This is a genomic window from Streptomyces sp. NPDC091280 (genome assembly GCF_044768565.1).
Lineage (GTDB): Bacteria > Actinomycetota > Actinomycetes > Streptomycetales > Streptomycetaceae > Streptomyces.
Genome location: NZ_JBIVUZ010000019.1, coordinates 32,057 through 49,518, shown reverse-complemented (window position 1 = coordinate 49,518; position 17,462 = coordinate 32,057). Strand labels below are relative to the sequence as shown.

Annotated in this window: 16 protein-coding genes; 9 read left to right on the top strand and 7 right to left on the bottom strand. The window is 71.4% G+C overall.

The window, feature by feature from the left end:
* Window positions 1-59: 59 nt before the first annotated feature.
* The gene (locus ACIQPR_RS42740; protein ID WP_403660868.1) at window positions 60-1,631 is read left to right on the top strand and encodes a M1 family metallopeptidase; all 1,572 of its coding nucleotides are present in this window, start codon (window positions 60-62) and stop codon (window positions 1,629-1,631) included.
* 42 nt (window positions 1,632-1,673) lie between these two features.
* Here ACIQPR_RS42740 and ACIQPR_RS42735 read toward each other — a convergent pair whose 3' ends face one another.
* Window positions 1,674-2,771 (bottom strand): mechanosensitive ion channel family protein, encoded by a 1,098-nt coding sequence (locus tag ACIQPR_RS42735; protein ID WP_403660865.1) that lies wholly within the window; start codon window positions 2,769-2,771, stop codon window positions 1,674-1,676.
* A gap of 318 nt (window positions 2,772-3,089) precedes the next feature.
* Here ACIQPR_RS42735 and ACIQPR_RS42730 point away from each other — a divergent pair, with 318 nt between their 5' ends.
* From ACIQPR_RS42730 to ACIQPR_RS42710, 5 genes are all read left to right on the top strand, one after another.
* Entirely contained in the window at window positions 3,090-4,529 is a 1,440-nt protein-coding gene (locus ACIQPR_RS42730) for an FGGY family carbohydrate kinase (RefSeq protein ID WP_403660862.1), read from the top strand.
* 125 nt (window positions 4,530-4,654) lie between these two features.
* A complete protein-coding gene (locus ACIQPR_RS42725; protein ID WP_403660859.1) occupies window positions 4,655-5,824 on the top strand; it encodes a low temperature requirement protein A in 1,170 nt (389 codons plus the stop codon).
* A gap of 139 nt (window positions 5,825-5,963) precedes the next feature.
* On the top strand, window positions 5,964-7,160 hold the full coding sequence (locus ACIQPR_RS42720) for an MFS transporter (protein ID WP_403660856.1): 1,197 nt from the start codon (window positions 5,964-5,966) through the stop codon (window positions 7,158-7,160).
* Between the two features lie 22 nt (window positions 7,161-7,182).
* Complete coding sequence (locus tag ACIQPR_RS42715) at window positions 7,183-7,557, top strand: ester cyclase (RefSeq protein WP_403660853.1); 375 nt, start codon at window positions 7,183-7,185, stop codon at window positions 7,555-7,557.
* Between the two features lie 104 nt (window positions 7,558-7,661).
* Entirely contained in the window at window positions 7,662-9,290 is a 1,629-nt protein-coding gene (locus ACIQPR_RS42710; protein ID WP_403660849.1) for an FAD-binding oxidoreductase, read from the top strand.
* Window positions 9,291-9,376: 86 nt separating this feature from the next.
* On the opposite strand, the gene ACIQPR_RS42705 is transcribed toward ACIQPR_RS42710, so the two are convergent.
* Genes ACIQPR_RS42705 through ACIQPR_RS42680 form a run of 6 tightly spaced genes read right to left on the bottom strand, consistent with a single transcriptional unit; the run spans window position 9,377 to window position 13,966 of the window.
* The gene (locus ACIQPR_RS42705) at window positions 9,377-10,210 is read right to left on the bottom strand and encodes an SDR family NAD(P)-dependent oxidoreductase (protein ID WP_403660846.1); all 834 of its coding nucleotides are present in this window, start codon (window positions 10,208-10,210) and stop codon (window positions 9,377-9,379) included.
* Between the two features lie 17 nt (window positions 10,211-10,227).
* Window positions 10,228-10,674 carry a VOC family protein gene (locus ACIQPR_RS42700; protein WP_403660843.1) on the bottom strand — a complete coding sequence of 149 codons (447 nt, stop codon included), beginning with the start codon at window positions 10,672-10,674 and terminating at the stop codon, window positions 10,228-10,230.
* Window positions 10,675-10,679: 5 nt separating this feature from the next.
* Window positions 10,680-11,051 carry a nuclear transport factor 2 family protein gene (locus tag ACIQPR_RS42695; protein WP_403660840.1) on the bottom strand — a complete coding sequence of 124 codons (372 nt, stop codon included), beginning with the start codon at window positions 11,049-11,051 and terminating at the stop codon, window positions 10,680-10,682.
* A gap of 41 nt (window positions 11,052-11,092) precedes the next feature.
* Window positions 11,093-11,911, bottom strand: a complete 819-nt coding sequence (locus tag ACIQPR_RS42690; protein WP_403660837.1) for an ester cyclase — start codon at window positions 11,909-11,911, stop codon at window positions 11,093-11,095.
* Window positions 11,898-13,526 carry a GMC family oxidoreductase gene (locus ACIQPR_RS42685; protein ID WP_403660834.1) on the bottom strand — a complete coding sequence of 543 codons (1,629 nt, stop codon included), beginning with the start codon at window positions 13,524-13,526 and terminating at the stop codon, window positions 11,898-11,900. The genes ACIQPR_RS42690 and ACIQPR_RS42685 overlap by 14 nt, the downstream gene beginning before the upstream one ends.
* Window positions 13,527-13,552: 26 nt before the next feature.
* Window positions 13,553-13,966, bottom strand: coding sequence for a nuclear transport factor 2 family protein (locus ACIQPR_RS42680; protein WP_403660831.1), 414 nt, complete (start codon window positions 13,964-13,966; stop codon window positions 13,553-13,555).
* Between the two features lie 318 nt (window positions 13,967-14,284).
* On the opposite strand from ACIQPR_RS42680, the gene ACIQPR_RS42675 reads away from it, so the two are divergent.
* From ACIQPR_RS42675 to ACIQPR_RS42665, 3 genes are read left to right on the top strand one after another with little or no spacing between them, the layout of a single operon-like run.
* Window positions 14,285-15,124, top strand: coding sequence for a type 1 glutamine amidotransferase domain-containing protein (locus tag ACIQPR_RS42675; RefSeq protein ID WP_403660828.1), 840 nt, complete (start codon window positions 14,285-14,287; stop codon window positions 15,122-15,124).
* Between the two features lie 50 nt (window positions 15,125-15,174).
* Window positions 15,175-16,851: a thiamine pyrophosphate-binding protein gene (locus ACIQPR_RS42670; RefSeq protein WP_403660825.1), complete on the top strand. Its 1,677-nt coding sequence runs from the start codon at window positions 15,175-15,177 to the stop codon at window positions 16,849-16,851.
* A 5-nt stretch (window positions 16,852-16,856) separates the two neighbouring features.
* Entirely contained in the window at window positions 16,857-17,450 is a 594-nt protein-coding gene (locus tag ACIQPR_RS42665) for a DJ-1/PfpI family protein (RefSeq protein WP_403660822.1), read from the top strand.
* Window positions 17,451-17,462 lie beyond the last annotated feature (12 nt).

The window sequence follows — 17,462 nt, the reverse complement described above, 5'->3', positions numbered from 1 at the left end:
TCACCTTCACTGACCGACGGCCGGAGCTGACCACCCGGCCGCCCTAGCGAGAGCGGATCATGAGAAATCGCACCAGAGTGACGGCCCCGGTGGCCGCCCTGATAGGTACGGCCGCAGCGCTGACCACGGGTTCCCCGGCCTTCGCGGCCGGACGGGGGAACACCGGAGCGACGAACGGACGGGGCTACGGCGAGGAGGGCGCCGAGACCCTCGGCGACCCGGTGTACCCGGGCCTCGGCAACGACGGCTACCGCGTCCGTTCCTACGACCTCGACCTCGCCTACGACGCGACCACCAGGCTCGTCGACGGCACCGTCACGATAGAACTGCGCACCACCGAGGCCCTGACCCGGTTCTCCCTCGACGCCCTCGGCCTCGACATCCACGAGGTCCGCGTCCAGGGCCGCGACGCCGCGTTCGCGCAGGCCGGCGAGAAGCTGCGGATCACACCCGCCCGGACGCTCCCGGCCGGGGCCCGGGTCACCGTCCGGGTGGCGTACTCCGTCGACCCGAGCCGCGCCGCCGCGCCCACCGGCGGCTGGGTCCTCACCCCCGACGGTTTCGCGGTGTGCGGCCAGCCGAACCTGGCGCACACCGTCTTCCCCTGCAACGACCACCCCAGCGACAAGGCCGACTTCACCTTCCGGATCACCGTCCCGGACGGGCTGCGCGGGGTCGCGAACGGCCAACTGGTGTGCGCCGAGCGGCTGGACGACGGCCGGACCGCGTTCGGCTACCGCTCGCGCTCGCCGATGGCGACCGAGCTGGTGCAGCTCACGGTCGGCGACTACGTCGTCAGGGAACGGCGCGGCCCGCACGGTCTGCGGCTGCGGGACGTCGTCCCGACCGCCCGCGCCGCCGCCCTGGAACCGGCGCTCGCGCTGACGCCGGGCCAGGTGGAGTGGCTGGAACAGCGGCTGGGGGCCTTCCCGTTCGAGACGTACGGGCTGCTGCCCTGCAACTCCGACGACCCGAACGCCTTCGACTTCACGGGACTTGAGACCCAGACCCTCACCCTGTACAAGCCGAACTTCCTGCTCCAGGCGGAGAACAAGATCGGCTCGCACATGATGCACGAGCTGGTCCACTCCTGGTTCGGCAACAGCGTCAGCCCCGCCACCTGGGCCGACCTGTGGCTGAACGAGGGCCACGCCGACTTCTACGGGCTGCTCTACCGCTACGAGCGCGGCTGGCCCGACTCCCTCGGCCTCACCACGATGGAGGCCCGGATGAAGGACACCTACGCGCGCGGCGACCAGTGGCGCCACGACTCCGGACCGGTGGCCGCCCCCAACGCGGTCAACCTCTTCGACAGCCAGCGCTACCTCGGCGGTGTCCTCGTCCTGTACGCCTTGCGGGAGTTGATCGGCGAGGACACCTTCCACGCCGTGGAGCGCGCCTTCCTCGCCCGCCACCGCGACTCGGCCGCGACGACGGAGGACTACATCGCCGTCGCGTCGAAGGTCTCCGGCCAGGACCTGTCCGGCTTCCTGCGGGACTGGCTCTACGGTACGACGACGCCGCGCATGCCCGGTCACCCGGACTGGACGGTGACGCCGGTGAAGACGTCGCTCACCGTCCCGCAGGGCCGGACCGGCGGGCGCTCCCGCGACAACTCGGCGACTCTCTGAGCGAGTCGACCCGTCGAGGCCGGTCCGGCCGGACCCGATCGGTCAGTCGAGCCGGGTGGAGGGGACTCCGCCCGGCTCGTCCTCGGGGACCCGCTGCTGCGGAATGGTGAGGGACCCCTGCTGGAGCGCGACGGTCCGGGTCGGCGCCGGGATGCGGATGCCCTCGTCCCGGTACCGCTTGTGCAGACGCTTGATGAACTCGTGCTTGATGCGGAACTGGTCGCTGAACTCGCCCACGCCCAGGATCACCGTGCAGCCGATCCGGGAGTCGCCGAACGTGTGGAAGCGGATGGCCGGTTCGTGCTCCGGGACCGCGCCGGTGATGTCGGTCATGACCTCGGCGACGACCTCCATGGTCACCTTCTCGACGTGGTCCAGGTCGCTGTCGTAGCCGACGCCCACCTGCACGAGAATCGTCAACTGCTGCTCGGGACGCATGAAGTTGGTCATGTTCGTCTTGGCGAGCTGGCCGTTCGGGATCACCACGAGGTTGTTGGAGAGCGCCCTGACCGTCGTCTGACGCCAGTTGATGTCCTCGACATAGCCCTCCTCGCCGCTGCTCAGCCGGATGTAGTCGCCGGGCTGCACGGTCTTCGACGCGAGGATGTGGATGCCCGCGAAGAGGTTCGCGAGGGTGTCCTGGAGCGCGAGCGCGACGGCGAGACCGCCGACGCCCAGGGCGGTGAGCATCGGCGCTATCGAGATGCCGAGCGTCTGGAGCATCACCAGGAAGCCGATGGCCAGGACCAGTATCCGGGTGATGTTGACGAAGATCGTGGCCGAACCGGCGACGCCGGAACGGGAGTTGGCGACCGCCCGGACCAGACCGGCTGTCACCCGGGCCGCCGACACCGTCACGGCCAGGATGACCAGTACCTGAAGGGTCTGGTTCACCTGGTGCTGAACGGTCCGCGTCAACGGCAGCACCGCCCCCGCGACCGCCGTGCCACCGGCGATCGCCGACCACGGCAGCACGGTCCGCAGCGCGTCGACGATCACGTCGTCGCCGCCCCAGCGGGTGCGGTCGGCGTGCTTGCCGAGCCAGCGCAGCAGGACGCGCAGCAGGAAGGCCGCCAACAGGCCCGAGGCCAGGGCGATTCCGGCCAGCATGAAGTCGTCCAGGGTCGGCGTGCGGTTCATCGGTCACCTCCGGAGGGGGAAACTGCGGCGAAGAGCGCCGCGGACGGCCGGATGTGCAGTGTCGTCACGTTGTCACCTGCTGGAAGTACGGGCATTGCCGGTAGTGCGAGCGCGCCGGCCGGGCGGGAGCCCGTGCGCCGACGCGACCGCTCATCCTGCCGCATCCGTGCCGCGGCCTCGTACTCCCGCCTGCCCGCCGCCGCCCGCTGCATCCCAACTCCTTAGATATATCCACGAGTTGACTGAAGATCAGAAATGCTTGACGCGGTGTGCGCAGCGGCGGCAGGCTGTCGGGCGTTGATCTACGGGAGGGGTGGTATGACGGGTCCGGTACTCGCCGTCGACCAGGGCACATCCGGTACGAAGGCCCTCGTGATCTGTCCCGAACGCGGCGTGATCGGCACCGGGTTCGTCTCGGTGGCGACCCGCCTGCTGCCGGGCGGCCTGGTCGAGGCCGACCCCGAGGAACTGTACGAGTCGGTGATCGTCGCCGGGCGCCGCGCGCTCGCCGAGGCCGACGAACCCGTGACGGCGCTGGGACTCGCCAACCAGGGCGAGACCGTGCTCGCCTGGGACCCCGACACCGGGATGCCGCTCACCGACGCACTGGTGCGCCAGGACCGTCGCGCCGAGCACCTTTGCGCCGAACTCGCCGAGCACGCGGACGAGTTGCGCGCACTGACCGGGCTGCCGCCGGCCCCGCACCTCGCCGCGCCCAAGATGGCCTGGATCCGCCGCCACCTCACCCGCGAGGGCATGGTCACCACCAGCGACTCCTGGCTGGTGCACCGCCTCACCGGCACCCATGTCACCGACGCGGCGACCGCCGGCCGTACCCAACTCCTTGACCTGGACCGGACCGTCTGGTCGCCGCGCGCCCTCGACCTCTACGGACTCCTCGACGAACGCCTCCCGGGAGTCGTCGACTGCGCCCGGCCCATCGCCACGACCACCGCGTTCGGCGCCGAGATCCCGCTCACCGGACTCGTCGTGGACCAGCAGGCGGCCCTGCTCGCCCAGCGGATCACCGCACCGGGCGCCGCCAAGTGCACCTACGGGACCGGCGCGTTCCTGCTCGCGCACACCGGCGACACCCCCCGGCGCGGGGACTCGGGGCTGGCCAGCTGTGTCACCTGGCGGCTGGACGGGCGGACCGGCTACTGCCTCGACGGGCAGGTGCACACGGCCGCGTCCGCCGTGCGCTGGCTCACCGACCTCGGTGTCATCACCGGACCCGCCGACCTCGACCGCGTCGGCGGCACCGTCCCCGACACCGGAGGCGTCACCTTCGTCCCCGCCCTCGCCGGACTCACCGCCCCCTGGTGGCGCGCCGACCTGCGCGGCTCCCTCACCGGACTCGGCCTCGACACCACGGCCGGGCACCTGGTGCACGCCCTGTGCGAGGGGCTCGCCGCCCAGGTCGTCGAACTCGCCGAAGCCGCCGCCACCGCCCTCGGCACACCCCTGGACGTGCTGCGCGCCGACGGTGCCCTCACCCGCTCCGCCCTCCTCATGCAGACCCAGGCCGACCTGCTGCAACGCCCCGTCGAAGTGTCCGTGCTGCCCGACGCGACCGCCCTGGGCGTCGGCGCGCTCGCCCGCCTCGGCGCCGAACCCGGACTGACCCTCGCCGACGCGCTGCCCGACGTGGCACCCTCCGCCGTCTACGAACCCCGCATCGGCCCCGACGAGGCCGCGGAACGCCGCGCCGCCTTCCGGGCAGAGGTCACCGCCCTGCTCGACCGCGCCCCCGCCTGACCGTCACGGCCAACAAACCCCTGACGTAACGGAGTTGCCGCAGCAAGCGGCCCGACTCGCCGCAGTAGGAGCCCCCTTCGCGCATTCCCCGCCCAACGTGCCCCCGCCCGTGCGCCGATACGACGATGACCGACGCAACCCCGACAACGACCCTCCCGGCCGTTCAGGTGCGCGACCGGGCCACCTGGGCGGAGCTCTTCTTCGACCTGGTCCTCGCGTTCGGCGTGGGCCAGATCGCGCACCTGCTCGCCGGACACCCCACCTGGCCCGTCCTGGGACAGTGCCTGCTCGTGCTCGTCCCGCTCTGGTGGGCCTGGGTGGACGTCGTCATGGCGATGAACGCCGTCCACGAGACCACCCTGCAACGCGTGTTCCTCCTGCTGACCGCACTCGCCGTCTACGGCATGGCCGTCGCCGCGCCCCAGGCGCTCGTCGACCGCGAACAGGCCCTGCTGTACGCGGGCAGCTACCTCGCCCTGCGCCTCCTCATCGGCGAGGCCATCCGCAGAGAGTGCGCCCTCTACACCATCCACCCCTACCGCGCCGGACTCGCCTTCGCCCTGGTGCTGTTCGCCGCCGCCACCCTCCCCGCCCCCTGGCGCGCGGTGTGCTGGGCGGTCGCGGTCGTCGCCGAACTCGTGGCACCCGTCCTGCTCAGCGGCCATCTGCGCCGACTGGCCTTCGGCGTCAACCATCTCCCCGAACGCTTCGGCCTGTTCATCATCATCGCCCTCGGCGAGAACATCTTCTCGGTCGGCGCCGGAGTCGCCAGGGGCCCGCTCGACCCGGTCAGCCTGACCGCGCTCACCCTCGCCTTCCTCATCGGCTGCGCCCTGTGGTGGCTCTACTTCCACCTCGCCGCCTCGGCCGTCGCCCACGCCCTGCGCACCCACCCCACCCCCGCCGTCGTCGTCCGAGACGTCCTCAGCTACGGCCATCTCGCCCTGGTCGCGGGCCTGTTGCTGGTCTCCGTCGGCGCCGTACGCACCGTCCACGACCCGCTGCGGGCCCCGCACTCCGGAGCCGCCGGACTGCTGCCGGCCGGGGCCGCCCTGATCCTGCTGACGTTCTGCTACACGCGCCGCCGGATGTTCGGCGCCGCCTCCGCCACCCGCTTCTACTGCGGACTGGTCCTACTGGCCGCCGCCGTCGTCGCGCCGCTCGTGCCGCCCCTCGCCGTACTGGCCCTCACCACCCTGCTGCTCCTGCTGGTCAACGGCGTCGAGCACTGGCTGATCAGCACCGACCGGAGCGTGCCGCTGGTGCTGCGCGCACGGTCCTTCGGCGCGACCTGACGCAGTGCGGGCACGGACCTCGGGCAGTACCGGCGACCTCCTCGTGACGCGCGCGAGGCCCTGACCGGCGCTCCTACGGTCGCCGCATGCACCTTTCCCCCTCGGAACGTTCGGAACGTCCAGAAGAGGAGGTGGCGTGATGCCGTCCCGCAACGCCGTGCCCGCCTTGCTGTCGCTGTCACTGGGCTACTTCAGCCTGGGGACGATCTCGCTGGCGGTCGTCGGCCTGAACGGTCCGATCGGGGACGACCTGCACGTCCAGCCCGCCTCGGTGGGCATCCTCGTCACCGTCTTCGCGCTGACCTTCGCCGTGTGCGCGCCCACCGCCCCCATCCTGCTGCGCCGGTGGAACCGCAAGCGGGTCCTCCTCGTCGGCATCGGGCTGCTCACGGTCGGCGCCGCCCTCGGCGCGGTGGCCCCCAACTACGGCTTCCTGACGGTCACCCGGGTGCTCGCCGCGATGGGCGCCGCCGTCTTCGGCCCCGGCGCCTCGGCGGCCGGCGCGCTCATCGTGCCGCCGGAGCGACGGCAGCGGGCGCTGGCCACCGTCTTCGGCGGCATGACGGCCGCCGCCGTGCTCGGGGTGCCGCTGGCGTCCTTCCTCGGCGGCAGCCTCGGCTGGCGCCCGGCCCTCCTCGGGGTGGCCGCGCTCTCCGCCGTCGCCTTCGTGACGGTGTTCGTGTGCGTCCCCGAGATCCCGGCCGGCGAACCGCCCACCCTGCGCGCCTACCGGGGCGCGCTGCGCACCCCCGCCACCGTGGCCACCGTCTCGACGACCCTCCTGTTCATGGCCGCCCAGTTCACCGTCTACGGCATCGCCGGGGCCTACCTCAAGGACCGCTTCGACGCCTCCTCCGGCCTGATCTCCGTGACCCTGCTCGCCTTCGGCGTCATCGGCGTCGCGGGCAACGCGACGGCACCGAGGATCGCCGAACGCCTGGGCGGGGAGCGGACCGTGGGCGTCGCCGTCCTCGGACTCGCCGCCGGATTCGCCCTGTTGCTGGTCGCCCCGCACTCCCACGCCGGGCTCGCCTGCTTCGCGTTCTGGGCCTTCTTCAGCCAGCTCTACCAGGCCCCGCAGCAGGCCCGGCTGGTGGAACTCGTGCCCCTGCAACCGGGGTTGATCCTCGCCCTGAACGCCGCCGCGCTCTACCTCGGCATGAGCCTCGGCAGCTTCATCGGCAGCTCCCTGCTGCCCGGCGTGGGCGCCGGCCCCATCCCGGCCGCGGCCCTGGGCGTCCTCGTCCTCGCCGCGCTCGCCCATGCGCTGTCCGTCCGGCAGGCCTCGGCGGCGGCGTCCGCCGAGCGGCCCGCCTCACCCGTACACATCAGTTAGCTCAGCCAGTCAAGGAGAACTCATGAGCAGTCACCAGGTGCACTTCGTCAGCGAATACCTGGAGACCGTCTGGAACCAGGGGCGGACCGAACTGGCCGACAAGTACCTGGCCGCGGACCTGATCCAGCACAACCCGAACCTCCCCGACGGACGTGAGCCGCTGGTCGAGTTCATCCTGGGCTTCCGCAAGCAGCTGCCCGACGCCCGCTTCGACATCAAGCGCGCGGCGGGCTCGGGCGACCTGGTGTTCGTGCACACCCACTTCCGCGCCACCTCGACCGACCGGGGCTCGGTGGTGGTGGAGATCTTCCGGCTCGAAGGCGGACTCATCGTCGAGCACTGGGACGTCCGCGACGAGATCCCGGAGACCACGGTCAGCGGACACGACGTCGTCTGACACCCCCTCAACTCCTGCCGCCCAGAAGGCTCCCGGCCTCCTGGGCGGCAGTTCTTCGTCCCCTCACCACGAACTCCTGCCAGCAGTAGACGAAGGAGACACCAATGACGCGACAACCACCCGACCGGCGCCCGACCGCCGGCCTCACCCGGCGCGGACTCCTCGGCACCGCCACCGCCGCGGGGATCGGCGCGGCCGTCCTGCCCACCCGCGCCCGGGCCGCCGAGAACACGGCCATGGGCACCACCCCCGCAGCCGTCACGGTGGACGCCTCGGACCTCCGCTATCTCGACCTCACCGCCCGTGGCTACAACGCCAGATTCACCGCCGCCCCCGACTCGATACGCCTCGTCCACACCACCGCGCAGGTCGTGGCCGTCGTCCAGGAGGCGGTCGACGCGGGCAGCCGCATCGGTGTGCGCGGCGGCGGGCACTGCCTCGACGGACTCGTCGACGACCCGGACGTACGGATCCTCGTCGACATGTCGGAGATGGACGCGGTCCGCCACGACCCCGCCCGCCGCGCCTTCCTCGTCGAGGGCGGCGCCACCCTCGGCCATGTCTACCGCACCCTCTACCTGGAATGGGGCGTGTCCCTGCCCGGCGGAACCTGCCCCACGGTCGGCGTCGGCGGGCATGTCACCGGCGGCGGCTACGGCGCGATGTGCCGCCAGTACGGCGCGGTCGTCGACCACCTGTACGCCGTGGAGGTCGTCGTGGTCGACGCCTCCGGCACCGCACGCGCCGTCGTCGCCACCCGCGAGGCCGACGACCCGCACCGCGACCTGTGGTGGGCCCACACGGGCGGCGGCGGAGGCACCTTCGGCATCGTCACCCGCTACTGGTTCCGCACCCCCGACGCCACCGGCACCGACCCCGCAGGCCTTCTGCCCAGACCGCCGAAGACACTCCTGAAGTCGACCGTCGCCCTCAAGTGGAGCGACCTCACCGAGACGGCGTTCACCACGCTGCTCGCCAACCACGGCACCTGGCACACCCGCAACAGCGTCGCCGGCTCCTCCTACGACAGCCTGCACAGCGTCCTGATCCTCTACAACCGGATCCAGGGCAGCGTCGTCCTCAACACCCAGATCGACGGCACCCGTTCGGACGCCACAGCCCTTCTCGACGCCTACGTCGCCGCCGTCACCGACGGCATCGGAGTCCCGTACACGGACACCCGCTCCTCCTGGCCCTGGCTGAAGACGACCCTCAAGGACCCCTACGACACCGGGCTGTACAACCGCACGAAGTCCAAGGGCGCCTATCTGCGCCGGGGTTGGTCCCCGGAACAGGCCACGATCCTCTACGGCCGTCTCTCCGACGCCGCCTACGACGGACACGCCGGCATCCTGCTCTACTCCTACGGCGGCAAGGTCAACACCGTGCCGTCCACCGCCACCGCGCTGGCCCAGCGGGACTCGGTCCTCAAGGCCAACTTCACGACGTACTGGCCCGATCCGGCACAGGACGACCGGCACGTGGCCTGGATGCGCGCCCTCTACCGCGACCTCTACGCGGACACCGGCGGGGTACCGGTGCCGAACGACACCAACGACGGCTCCTACATCAACTACCCCGACACCGACCTCACCGACCCGGCCTGGAACACCTCCGGCGTGCCCTGGGACACCCTCTACTTCAAGGGCAACCTCGCCAGGCTCCGCCAGGTGAAGGCGGCGTGGGACCCGGGCGATGTCTTCCACCACAAGCTGTCCGTCACCGCGCACTAGCACCCGCGCACGACGAAGCCCCCGCTCACCACGAAGCCCCCGCCTCGCGTGCACGAGGCGGGGGCTCGGGGTGCTTCGCGGGACGCTCAGCCCAGGTCGGCCGGGAAGGCCACCCCGGTCAACGACACGCTCAGCGCCCGCAGTTGGGCGCGGGCCCGCTCGTCATAGGCCTGGGCGCCCGCGCGGGCGCGCTGGGTACGGTTGAAGTAGGTGCCCGTCACGTCGTCGAGCGCCGGGTCGGTGATCAGGCGCAGGGTGCTGTGCACCCCCTCCGCGACCGTGGACTGCGGGGTGAACAGGTTCACCACCATCTTGGTCGGCATGTACGACGCCGGGTGCAGCGCGTTGGCCGTCACCCCGGTGCCGCGCAGCCGCTCCGCGAGGTCGAGGGTCAGGCTGATCTGGGCCAGCTTCGCCTGGCAGTAGGCCTGCACGCCGTCCCAGTTCCGCTCCAGCATCACATCGCGGAAGTCGATCGGGGCCTGGCCCGCGGAGCTGACGTTGATGATCCGGGCCGGGGCCGAGCGCACCAGCAGCGGAGCCAGCCGGCAGCTGAGCATGTAGGCCGCCAAGTAGTCGACCTGGAAGGTGAGTTCCAGGCCGTCCTGGCTCTCGTGGCGTACCAGTTCGACCCCGATGCCGGCGTTGTTCACCAGCGCGTCGAGCCGGTCGTGCGTGGAGAGGATCCGGTCGGCGAGCTTGCGGATGTCCTCCAGCGAGGAGAAGTCGGCCAGTTCGTAGCTGAGCCGGTCGTTGCCGGTGGACTCGCGGAGTTCGGCCAGCAGCTCCGCGCCCTTGGCCGCGTTGCGGCCGTGCAGGATCAACGACGCTCCCTGCGCGGCGAGTTCACGGGCCAGCTCACGGCCCATGCCGTCGGTGGCGCCGGTGAGGAGGATGGTCTGGTCGGGGACGGGCCTCATGGTGGTGCACTCTCCTGTCAGGCGTACGTGGCCAGTTCGTCGGTGGTCTGATCGGTGTAGCCCTGGCTGATCTCCAGCACGATGCCGTCCGGGTCGGACACCCATACCGTCCGCCAGCCGGGGATCACCTCGTCGAAGGCCAACGGGCCGAGCAGCGGCTCCAGTTCGTCTCCGGCGGCGGCGAGGAACGCGCCCACGTCGTCGACCTGGAAGGCGAGATGCCGTGCCGTGCCGGGGTTGGCCGGGCCGTCCTGCGCCGTGCTGAACAGGGCGTCCGCGTCGGTCGCGAACAGCTCAAGGCAGACGGGGCCGTTGCGCAGGAACACCACGCGGACCCCGTCGGCCTCCACCACCCGGGCCCGGACGAACCCGAAGTGCCGGGTGTAGAAGTCCTCCGTGGCCCGCTGGTCACGGCAGTTGAGGCCGATGTGCGACCAGCGCAGGTCGGCCGGTGCGGTCGTCATCGCGCTCACTTCCCGGTGACCGCGGCGAACGGCGCGCTGTCGTGGAAGTTCGCGAAGTAACCGATGAGACCGCCGGTGACACGGAAGTAGTTGCACACCTTCGCCTCGACGGTCACCCCGTCGTGGGTCGTGCCGGTGATGTCGGAGACCACCGCGGCCTGCTCGCCGTCCACGACCACGTGCCGGGGCACGTTGGCGAAGGAGGCGTACATCTCCGGGAAGCCCTTCATCATCTGCCGGAGGGTCTCGCGGCCCTCGACATGCCCGGCCAGCTGCTCGTCCATGGTCTGGTCGACGGCGAACAGGTCGCACCAGGCGTCCCACTCACCGGAGTTGGCCAGCCGGTAGTACGTGTCGACCACTTCTCGGGTGTTCATGCGCCCGTCCTTTCCGGTTGCTGTCTGGGGTGCGGGAACGCTCAGGGGAGGGGGACGCCGACCTGGCGCATCAGGCCCGCCGTGTCGGCCTGCACCCAGCGCTCGACGACCTTGCCGTCCTCCAGCCGGTACACCTCAAGGCTGGTCCAGGAGACCTCCTTGCCGGTCGGCTCCTGACCGAAGAACGGCGCGATGTGCTTGCCGTGGAAGGTGATGTGCATGATCACCTTGTCGGGCGCGGCCGGGTACAGCGCGTCGAGGTGCACGGAGAAGTCGAGCCCGTCGTACGCGCCCTGGATGATGTCCTTCAGCTCGGCCAGGCTCTCGCAGCTCCACGCCGGGTTGTTGTCGTGGAACGTCGGTCCGAACAGGTCGTCGAGGTCGTCCAGCCGGCGCTGGTTCACGGCGTCGCTGACCTGCTGGACGACGGCCAGGTTCGAGGCGTCCGAGGAGATCTGCTCGCGCAGCCCGAGCATGTCGTCCTGCGCCCAGCGCTCCACGAACAGGCCGCCCTCGACCCGCCAGATCTCGGTGGTGGACCACTCCACCTTGCGGCCGGTGGGCGGGATGCCGAACAGTTCGCCGAGGTGGGTGCCGGTCAGTTTGACCCGGGTCAGGACCCGGTCCGCGCCGAGGGCCGACAGCTCCGTCAGCTCTCCCTTGAGATCGAGGGCGGTGTACGCGCCGCGCAGCGCCTCCAGGTAGGAGTCGATGCCGGTGATGTCGAAGCCGGGGTGGTGGTCGGTGAAACCGGCGGCGATGACCCGGGGGATCTCCGTCTGGTCGCCGGAGTTGAACGCGTCGAGGAAGCGCCGGTACAGCGCCAGGTTCGCCTGCTGTGTCTGGTCAGGGTCGGACATGCTGCATCCCCTCGTTTCGGTGGACGTCGGACAGGGACGGAACGGGGTCTTCGCGGACGAACGCCGCCGCACGCTCGCCGATCATCACGGAGGGCGCGTGCGTGTTGCCCGCGGTGATCGACGGCATCACCGACGCGTCGGCGACCCGCAGCCCCTCGAAGCCGCGCACCCGCAGCTGCGGGTCGGTGACGGCGTCCGGGCCCGTGCCCATCCGGCAGGTGCCGGCCGGATGCCACAGGGTGGTCGCGTTCGCGGCGACGTACCGGCGCAGCTCGGCGGACCCGGTGACGTCCTTGCCGGGGCCCAGCTCGTCGCCCCGGAACGCGTCGAAGGCATGGGTCGCGGCCAGCTCGCGCGCCAACTCCACTCCGCGCACCAGGACATCGAGGTCGGCGGTGGAGGTGAGGTAGCCGGCGCCGACGACGGCGTTGGAGCGCGGGTCGGCGTCGCGCAGCCGTACCCGGCCCCGGCTCCGCGGCCGCAGCGCGATCGGCGCGAAGGTGAAGCCGGGGCCCTCCCAGCGGTCGGCGGGCGCGTCGGGCGGCAGGAACTTGATGGGACCGAAGGTGAACTGGAGGTCGGGGGAGTCCTCCGGACCGGCCTCGCGGGTGTGGGTGAACAGCCCCGCCTCGGACAGCAGCGCCCCGTCCGGGTGCTCCTGGAGCGACTGGTGGCAGACGGGCGTGAACAGGTGGTCCTGGAGTCCGGCGCCGACCCCCGGCAGGTCCTGGACACAGCGGATGCCGTGCTCCCGAAGGTGCGCGGCGGGACCGATCCCGGACAGCATCAGCAGCTTCGGCGACTCGAACGCCCCGGCGCACACGATGACTTCACGGTCGGCGCGCAGTTCGTGCAGGGTGCCGTCCCGGACGTACTCGACGCCCGTGACCCGTGTCCCGGCGAGCAGCAGCCGGGTGGCCAGGGTGTCCGTGAGCACGGTCAGGTTGGGGCGCTGGAGGGCCGGGCGCAGATAGGCGTCGGCGGTGCTGCACCGGCCGCCCGCGTCGTCGCGGAACGTCTGGTACAGAAAGCCGAAGCCCTCCTGCCGGGCGCCGTTGTAGTCGCCGTCGGGGTCCGCGGCGTATCCGAGTTCACCGGCACCTGCTACGAACGCCCGCGCGATCGGGGAGGGCCGGTCGAGCTGCCGCACCCGGACCGGACCGCCCGCGCCGCGGAACGCGTCCGCGCCGCCCGAGTAGTCCTCGGCCAGCTTGAAGTACGGCAGGACCTCGTCGTACGACCAGCCGGTGGCGCCCTCGGCGACCCAGCGGGTGTAGTCGTGGCGGCTGCCGCGCACCCACATCAGGGCGTTGACGGAACTGCACCCGCCGACCACCTTGCCGCGGGCCACGGGGACCCGGCGGCCCTCCATGCCCGCCTCGGGCTCGGTGACGTAGCCCCAGTCGATCTCGCTCCGCCACTCGGCGGTGAGCAGCGAGAGGACCGAGGCCGCGTCGGCCCGGTGGATCTCGGGGCGCTCGTCCCAGCCGCCCGCCTCCAGCAGCACCACGGTCGTGGACGGGTCCTCGCTCAGCCGGGCCGCGACCGCGCAGCCCGCGGAGCCGGCGCCGACGACGATGTGGTCGGCCCCGAGGGGCAGCGACTTCGACGGCATGACAGCCTCCAAAAGGTGACGGGGAATCAGATCGCGGCGGGTTCGCCGACCCGGTAGTCGACGATCAGCGGACGGGCGCCCGGCGCGGGCCGCTCCAGCTGCCACTTCTGCTTGATCCGGAAGGACGAAACGGCCCCGTCCGCCGTCGACTTGGCGGTCCACACCACCGTGACGTCGACGTCGACCCGGGTGCCGTCCTCGTGCGCGGTGACCTCCTCGACGGTGTGGCTCTGGTCGCTGTAGGCCTCGCCGACGGCCGTGTACCAGTCGCGGAAGTCCGCGTGGCCGTACAGGGTCCGCTCCGGGAAGGCCATCACCAGGCCCCGGTCGGCGACGAAGGGCAGCAGCTCCTCGACCGGCGCGTGCTCGCTCAGCAGGTCGTACCAGCGCTGCACGAACCCGGCGATCTCCCGGTCGGAGCCGGTCTGTTCGCTCGGCATGTGTGTCTCCGCTCATCGGGGTTCCGCCCCCGGGGTCCGGAGGCGGTACGGGTCCGATCACCCCACAGCCGCGCCCGCCCGGTCCGCTCGTGCGCGCGCCCGGTCCGCACTGTGCGAAGTCGCGGCCCGAGCTGCGGCAACTCCCGGCGTACGCCGGTGGGTTCACAGAGCGGGGACCGATGGCCACGACATGCCGTAGTGCGTTCGGCCACTTGAGGATGTGCCGCGACCCGGGCGGCGCCGGCGGCCGGGGCGAACGGCGCCGACGTAGACAGGAATCCGCCAGTTGGCACCGTCCCGCCGAACGGGAGGAACCCCATGAGCAGGCGCATTCTGGTCGTCCTGTCCGAACACGGCTACTGGGGCGAGGAGTTGATCGGCCCCCTGGAGACCTTCGACCAGGCCGGCTACCACCTCACCTTCGCCACCCCCACCGGCAAGCGCCCGCAGGCGCTGCCGCCGAGCATGGACCCCGAGTACGTCGACCCGCCGCTCGGCCGCTCCGTCACCACCCCCGAGACCGCCGCCAAGGTCCGCAAGGTCGAGGACTCCGACCGGCTGGACAACCCGCTCGACCTGTCGTCCTGGCTGCCCGACCGGCCCTACCGCTCCAAGCCGTACTTCCTGCGCGACTGGGAGGCCTACAACACCCGCCTGGAGCAGGTGCGTTCACAGATCGCCGACCGCTACGACGCGCTGCTGATCGTCGGCGGCAGCGGACCGATCGTCGACCTCGCCAACAACTGGCGGGTCCACGACCTGATCCTCGCCTTCCACGCCCTGGACCGGCCGATCGCCGCCGAGTGCTACGGCGTCGCCTGCCTCGCCTTCGCCCGCGACCAGGAGACCCGCGAGTCCCTGATCCGGGGCAAGCACGTCACCGGGCACTGCATCGAGTACGACTACAAGGACGGCACCGGGTTCCTCGGCACCGACTTCGTGATGGGGCCGCCGCCCTACCCGCTGGAGTACATCCTGCGCGACGCCACCGCACCCGGCGGCGCCTACCACGGGAACTTCGGCAAGGAGACCTCCGTCATCGTCGACTACCCGTTCATCACGGGCCGTTCGACGCCCGACTCCTACCTGACCGGACAGAAGACCGTCGAGGTCCTCGAACAGGGCCTGCGGCAATGGGGGTTCAGGGCGGGCGCCTGACCACGGCGACCGTCCCACGCTCCTTCGCCCCGACGAGAGGTGAGCACACGATGGACAGCAGGCCCGCGCGGATCGCGCTGCTCGAACAACTGACGGCCGAAGGGGTCCGGTTCATGTTCGGCAACCCCGGCACGGTCGAGCAGGGGTTCCTCGACGAACTGCGCTCCTTCCCCTCGATCCAGTACATCCTGGCCCTCCAGGAGTGCGTCGCCGTGGGCATGGCCGACGGCCACGCCCGCGCCACCCGCACCCCGGCGGTCCTGCAACTCCACTCCGGAGTGGGGCTCGGCAACGGCATCGGCATGCTCTACCAGGCGATGCGCGGCCACGCCCCGATCGTCACCCTGGTCGGCGAGGCCGGGCTGCGCTACGACAGCATGGACGCGCAGATGGCCGCCGACCTGGTCGGCATGGCGAAGCCGGTGACCAAGTGGGCCACCCGCGTGGTCGATCCGGACTCCACGCTGCGCGTACTGCGGCGCGCCTTCAAGGTCGCCGCGACCCCGCCGTACGGCCCGGTGCTGGTCGTGCTGCCCGCCGACGTCATGGACCGCGACACCGCCGAACCGGTGGTGCCCGTCTCCTACCCGGAGACCCGCGGCCTGCCCGCCCCCGACACCGTGGCGCGGGCCGCCGCGCTGCTCGCCGACGCCCGCAACCCGCTCGTCGTCGCCGGTGACGGCGTCCATTTCGCCGGTGCCCAGGCCGAGTTGGGGCGGCTGGCCGAGGTGTGGGGCGCCGATGTGTACGGCGCCGACTGGGCCGAGGTCAACCTGTCCGTCGAACACCCCGCCTACGCGGGCCAGTTGGGCCACATGTTCGGCGAGCAGAGCCGGAAGGTCACCGGCGCGGCCGACGGTGTCCTGATCGTGGGCACCTATGCGCTGCCCGAGGTGTACCCGGCCCTCGACGGCGTCTTCGGGGCCGGTGTCCCGGTCGTGCACATCGACCTCGACGCCGGCGCGATAGCCAAGAACCACCCCGTCGACCTCGGCATCGTCGCCGACCCGAAGGCCACCCTCGGCCTGCTCGCCGACGCGCTCGGCCGGGAGATGGGCCTCGGGCGGCGGACGGCGGCGGTCGAGCGGCTGCGCCGCCGCGCCGCCCAGCGCGCCGCCGCGCTCGCCGCCGCCGACGCGCGGGAGGAGGCCACGGCCACCGCCCTGGAACTGCCCACCATCGCGCTCGCCCAGGAGTTCGCGCGCCGGCTGCCGCCGGACGCGATCCTCTTCGACGAGGCGCTCACGGCCTCCCCGGAGATCTTCCGCCGGCTCGCGCCGACCGTGCCGGGCCAGTGGATGCAGACCCGCGGCGGCTCCCTCGGCGTCGGCATCCCCGGCGCGCTGGGCGCCCAACTCGCCCACCCCGACCGCACGGTGGTCGGCTTCACCGGCGACGGCGGCAGCATGTACACCTTCCAGGCGCTGTGGACGGCGGCCCGCTACGGCCTCCCCACCAAGTTCGTCATCTGCAACAACGGCAGCTACAGACTCCTGGAGAACAACATCGAGGAGTACTGGCGGGAGCAGCTGATCCCCGCCCACGAACAGCCCGAGATCTTCGACCTGAGCAGCCCCGCGATCGACTTCGTCTCCCTCGCCGGCTCGCTCGGCGTGGCCGCCGTACGGGTCGAGAAGCCTGGGCAGGCCGCGGAGGCCGTCGCGCAGGCGCTCGCCCACCGCGGGCCGTTCCTCATCGACCTGGTGACCGCCAAGGGGAAGGGGTAGCCGCCGTGCGACTGTCCGGTCACAAGATCGCCGTCCTGATGGAGAGCGACTTCTACGAGCCCGAGATCCTCTACTACCGCTACCGCTTCCCCGAGGAGGGAGCCGAGATCCACTTCCTGTCCCGCCTGTGGGGCAACGACACGATCACCTTCCAGGGGCACGAGCACCGCATGCCCTTCGAGGTCGACGAGTCCTTCGAGGACCTCGACGAGTTCGCGCTGAAGGAGTACTCGGCGGTGATCGTCCCCTCCGGGATGGTCGCCGACCGGCTGCGCTACACCGAGGATCCCCAACTCCTGCCGCCCGCCTCGCAGTTCCTGCGCCGGGCGTTCGCCGACCCGGCGATCGTCAAGGGCATCATCTGCCACGGCATGTGGCTGGCCGCACCCATCGCGGGGCTGATGCACGGCAGGCGCGCGGTCGTCCACAACAACCTGCTGGGCGACCTGCGCAACATGGGCGGCGAGTACGTCGACCAGGACGTCGTGGTCCACGACGATCTGGTCACCGGCCGCACCGGCAACCACTGCCACCTGTTCGCACGGACCATCATCGACCTGCTCGCATCCCGGACGCCGGCCCCGACCGGGCCGCGCTGACGGGATCCGAAC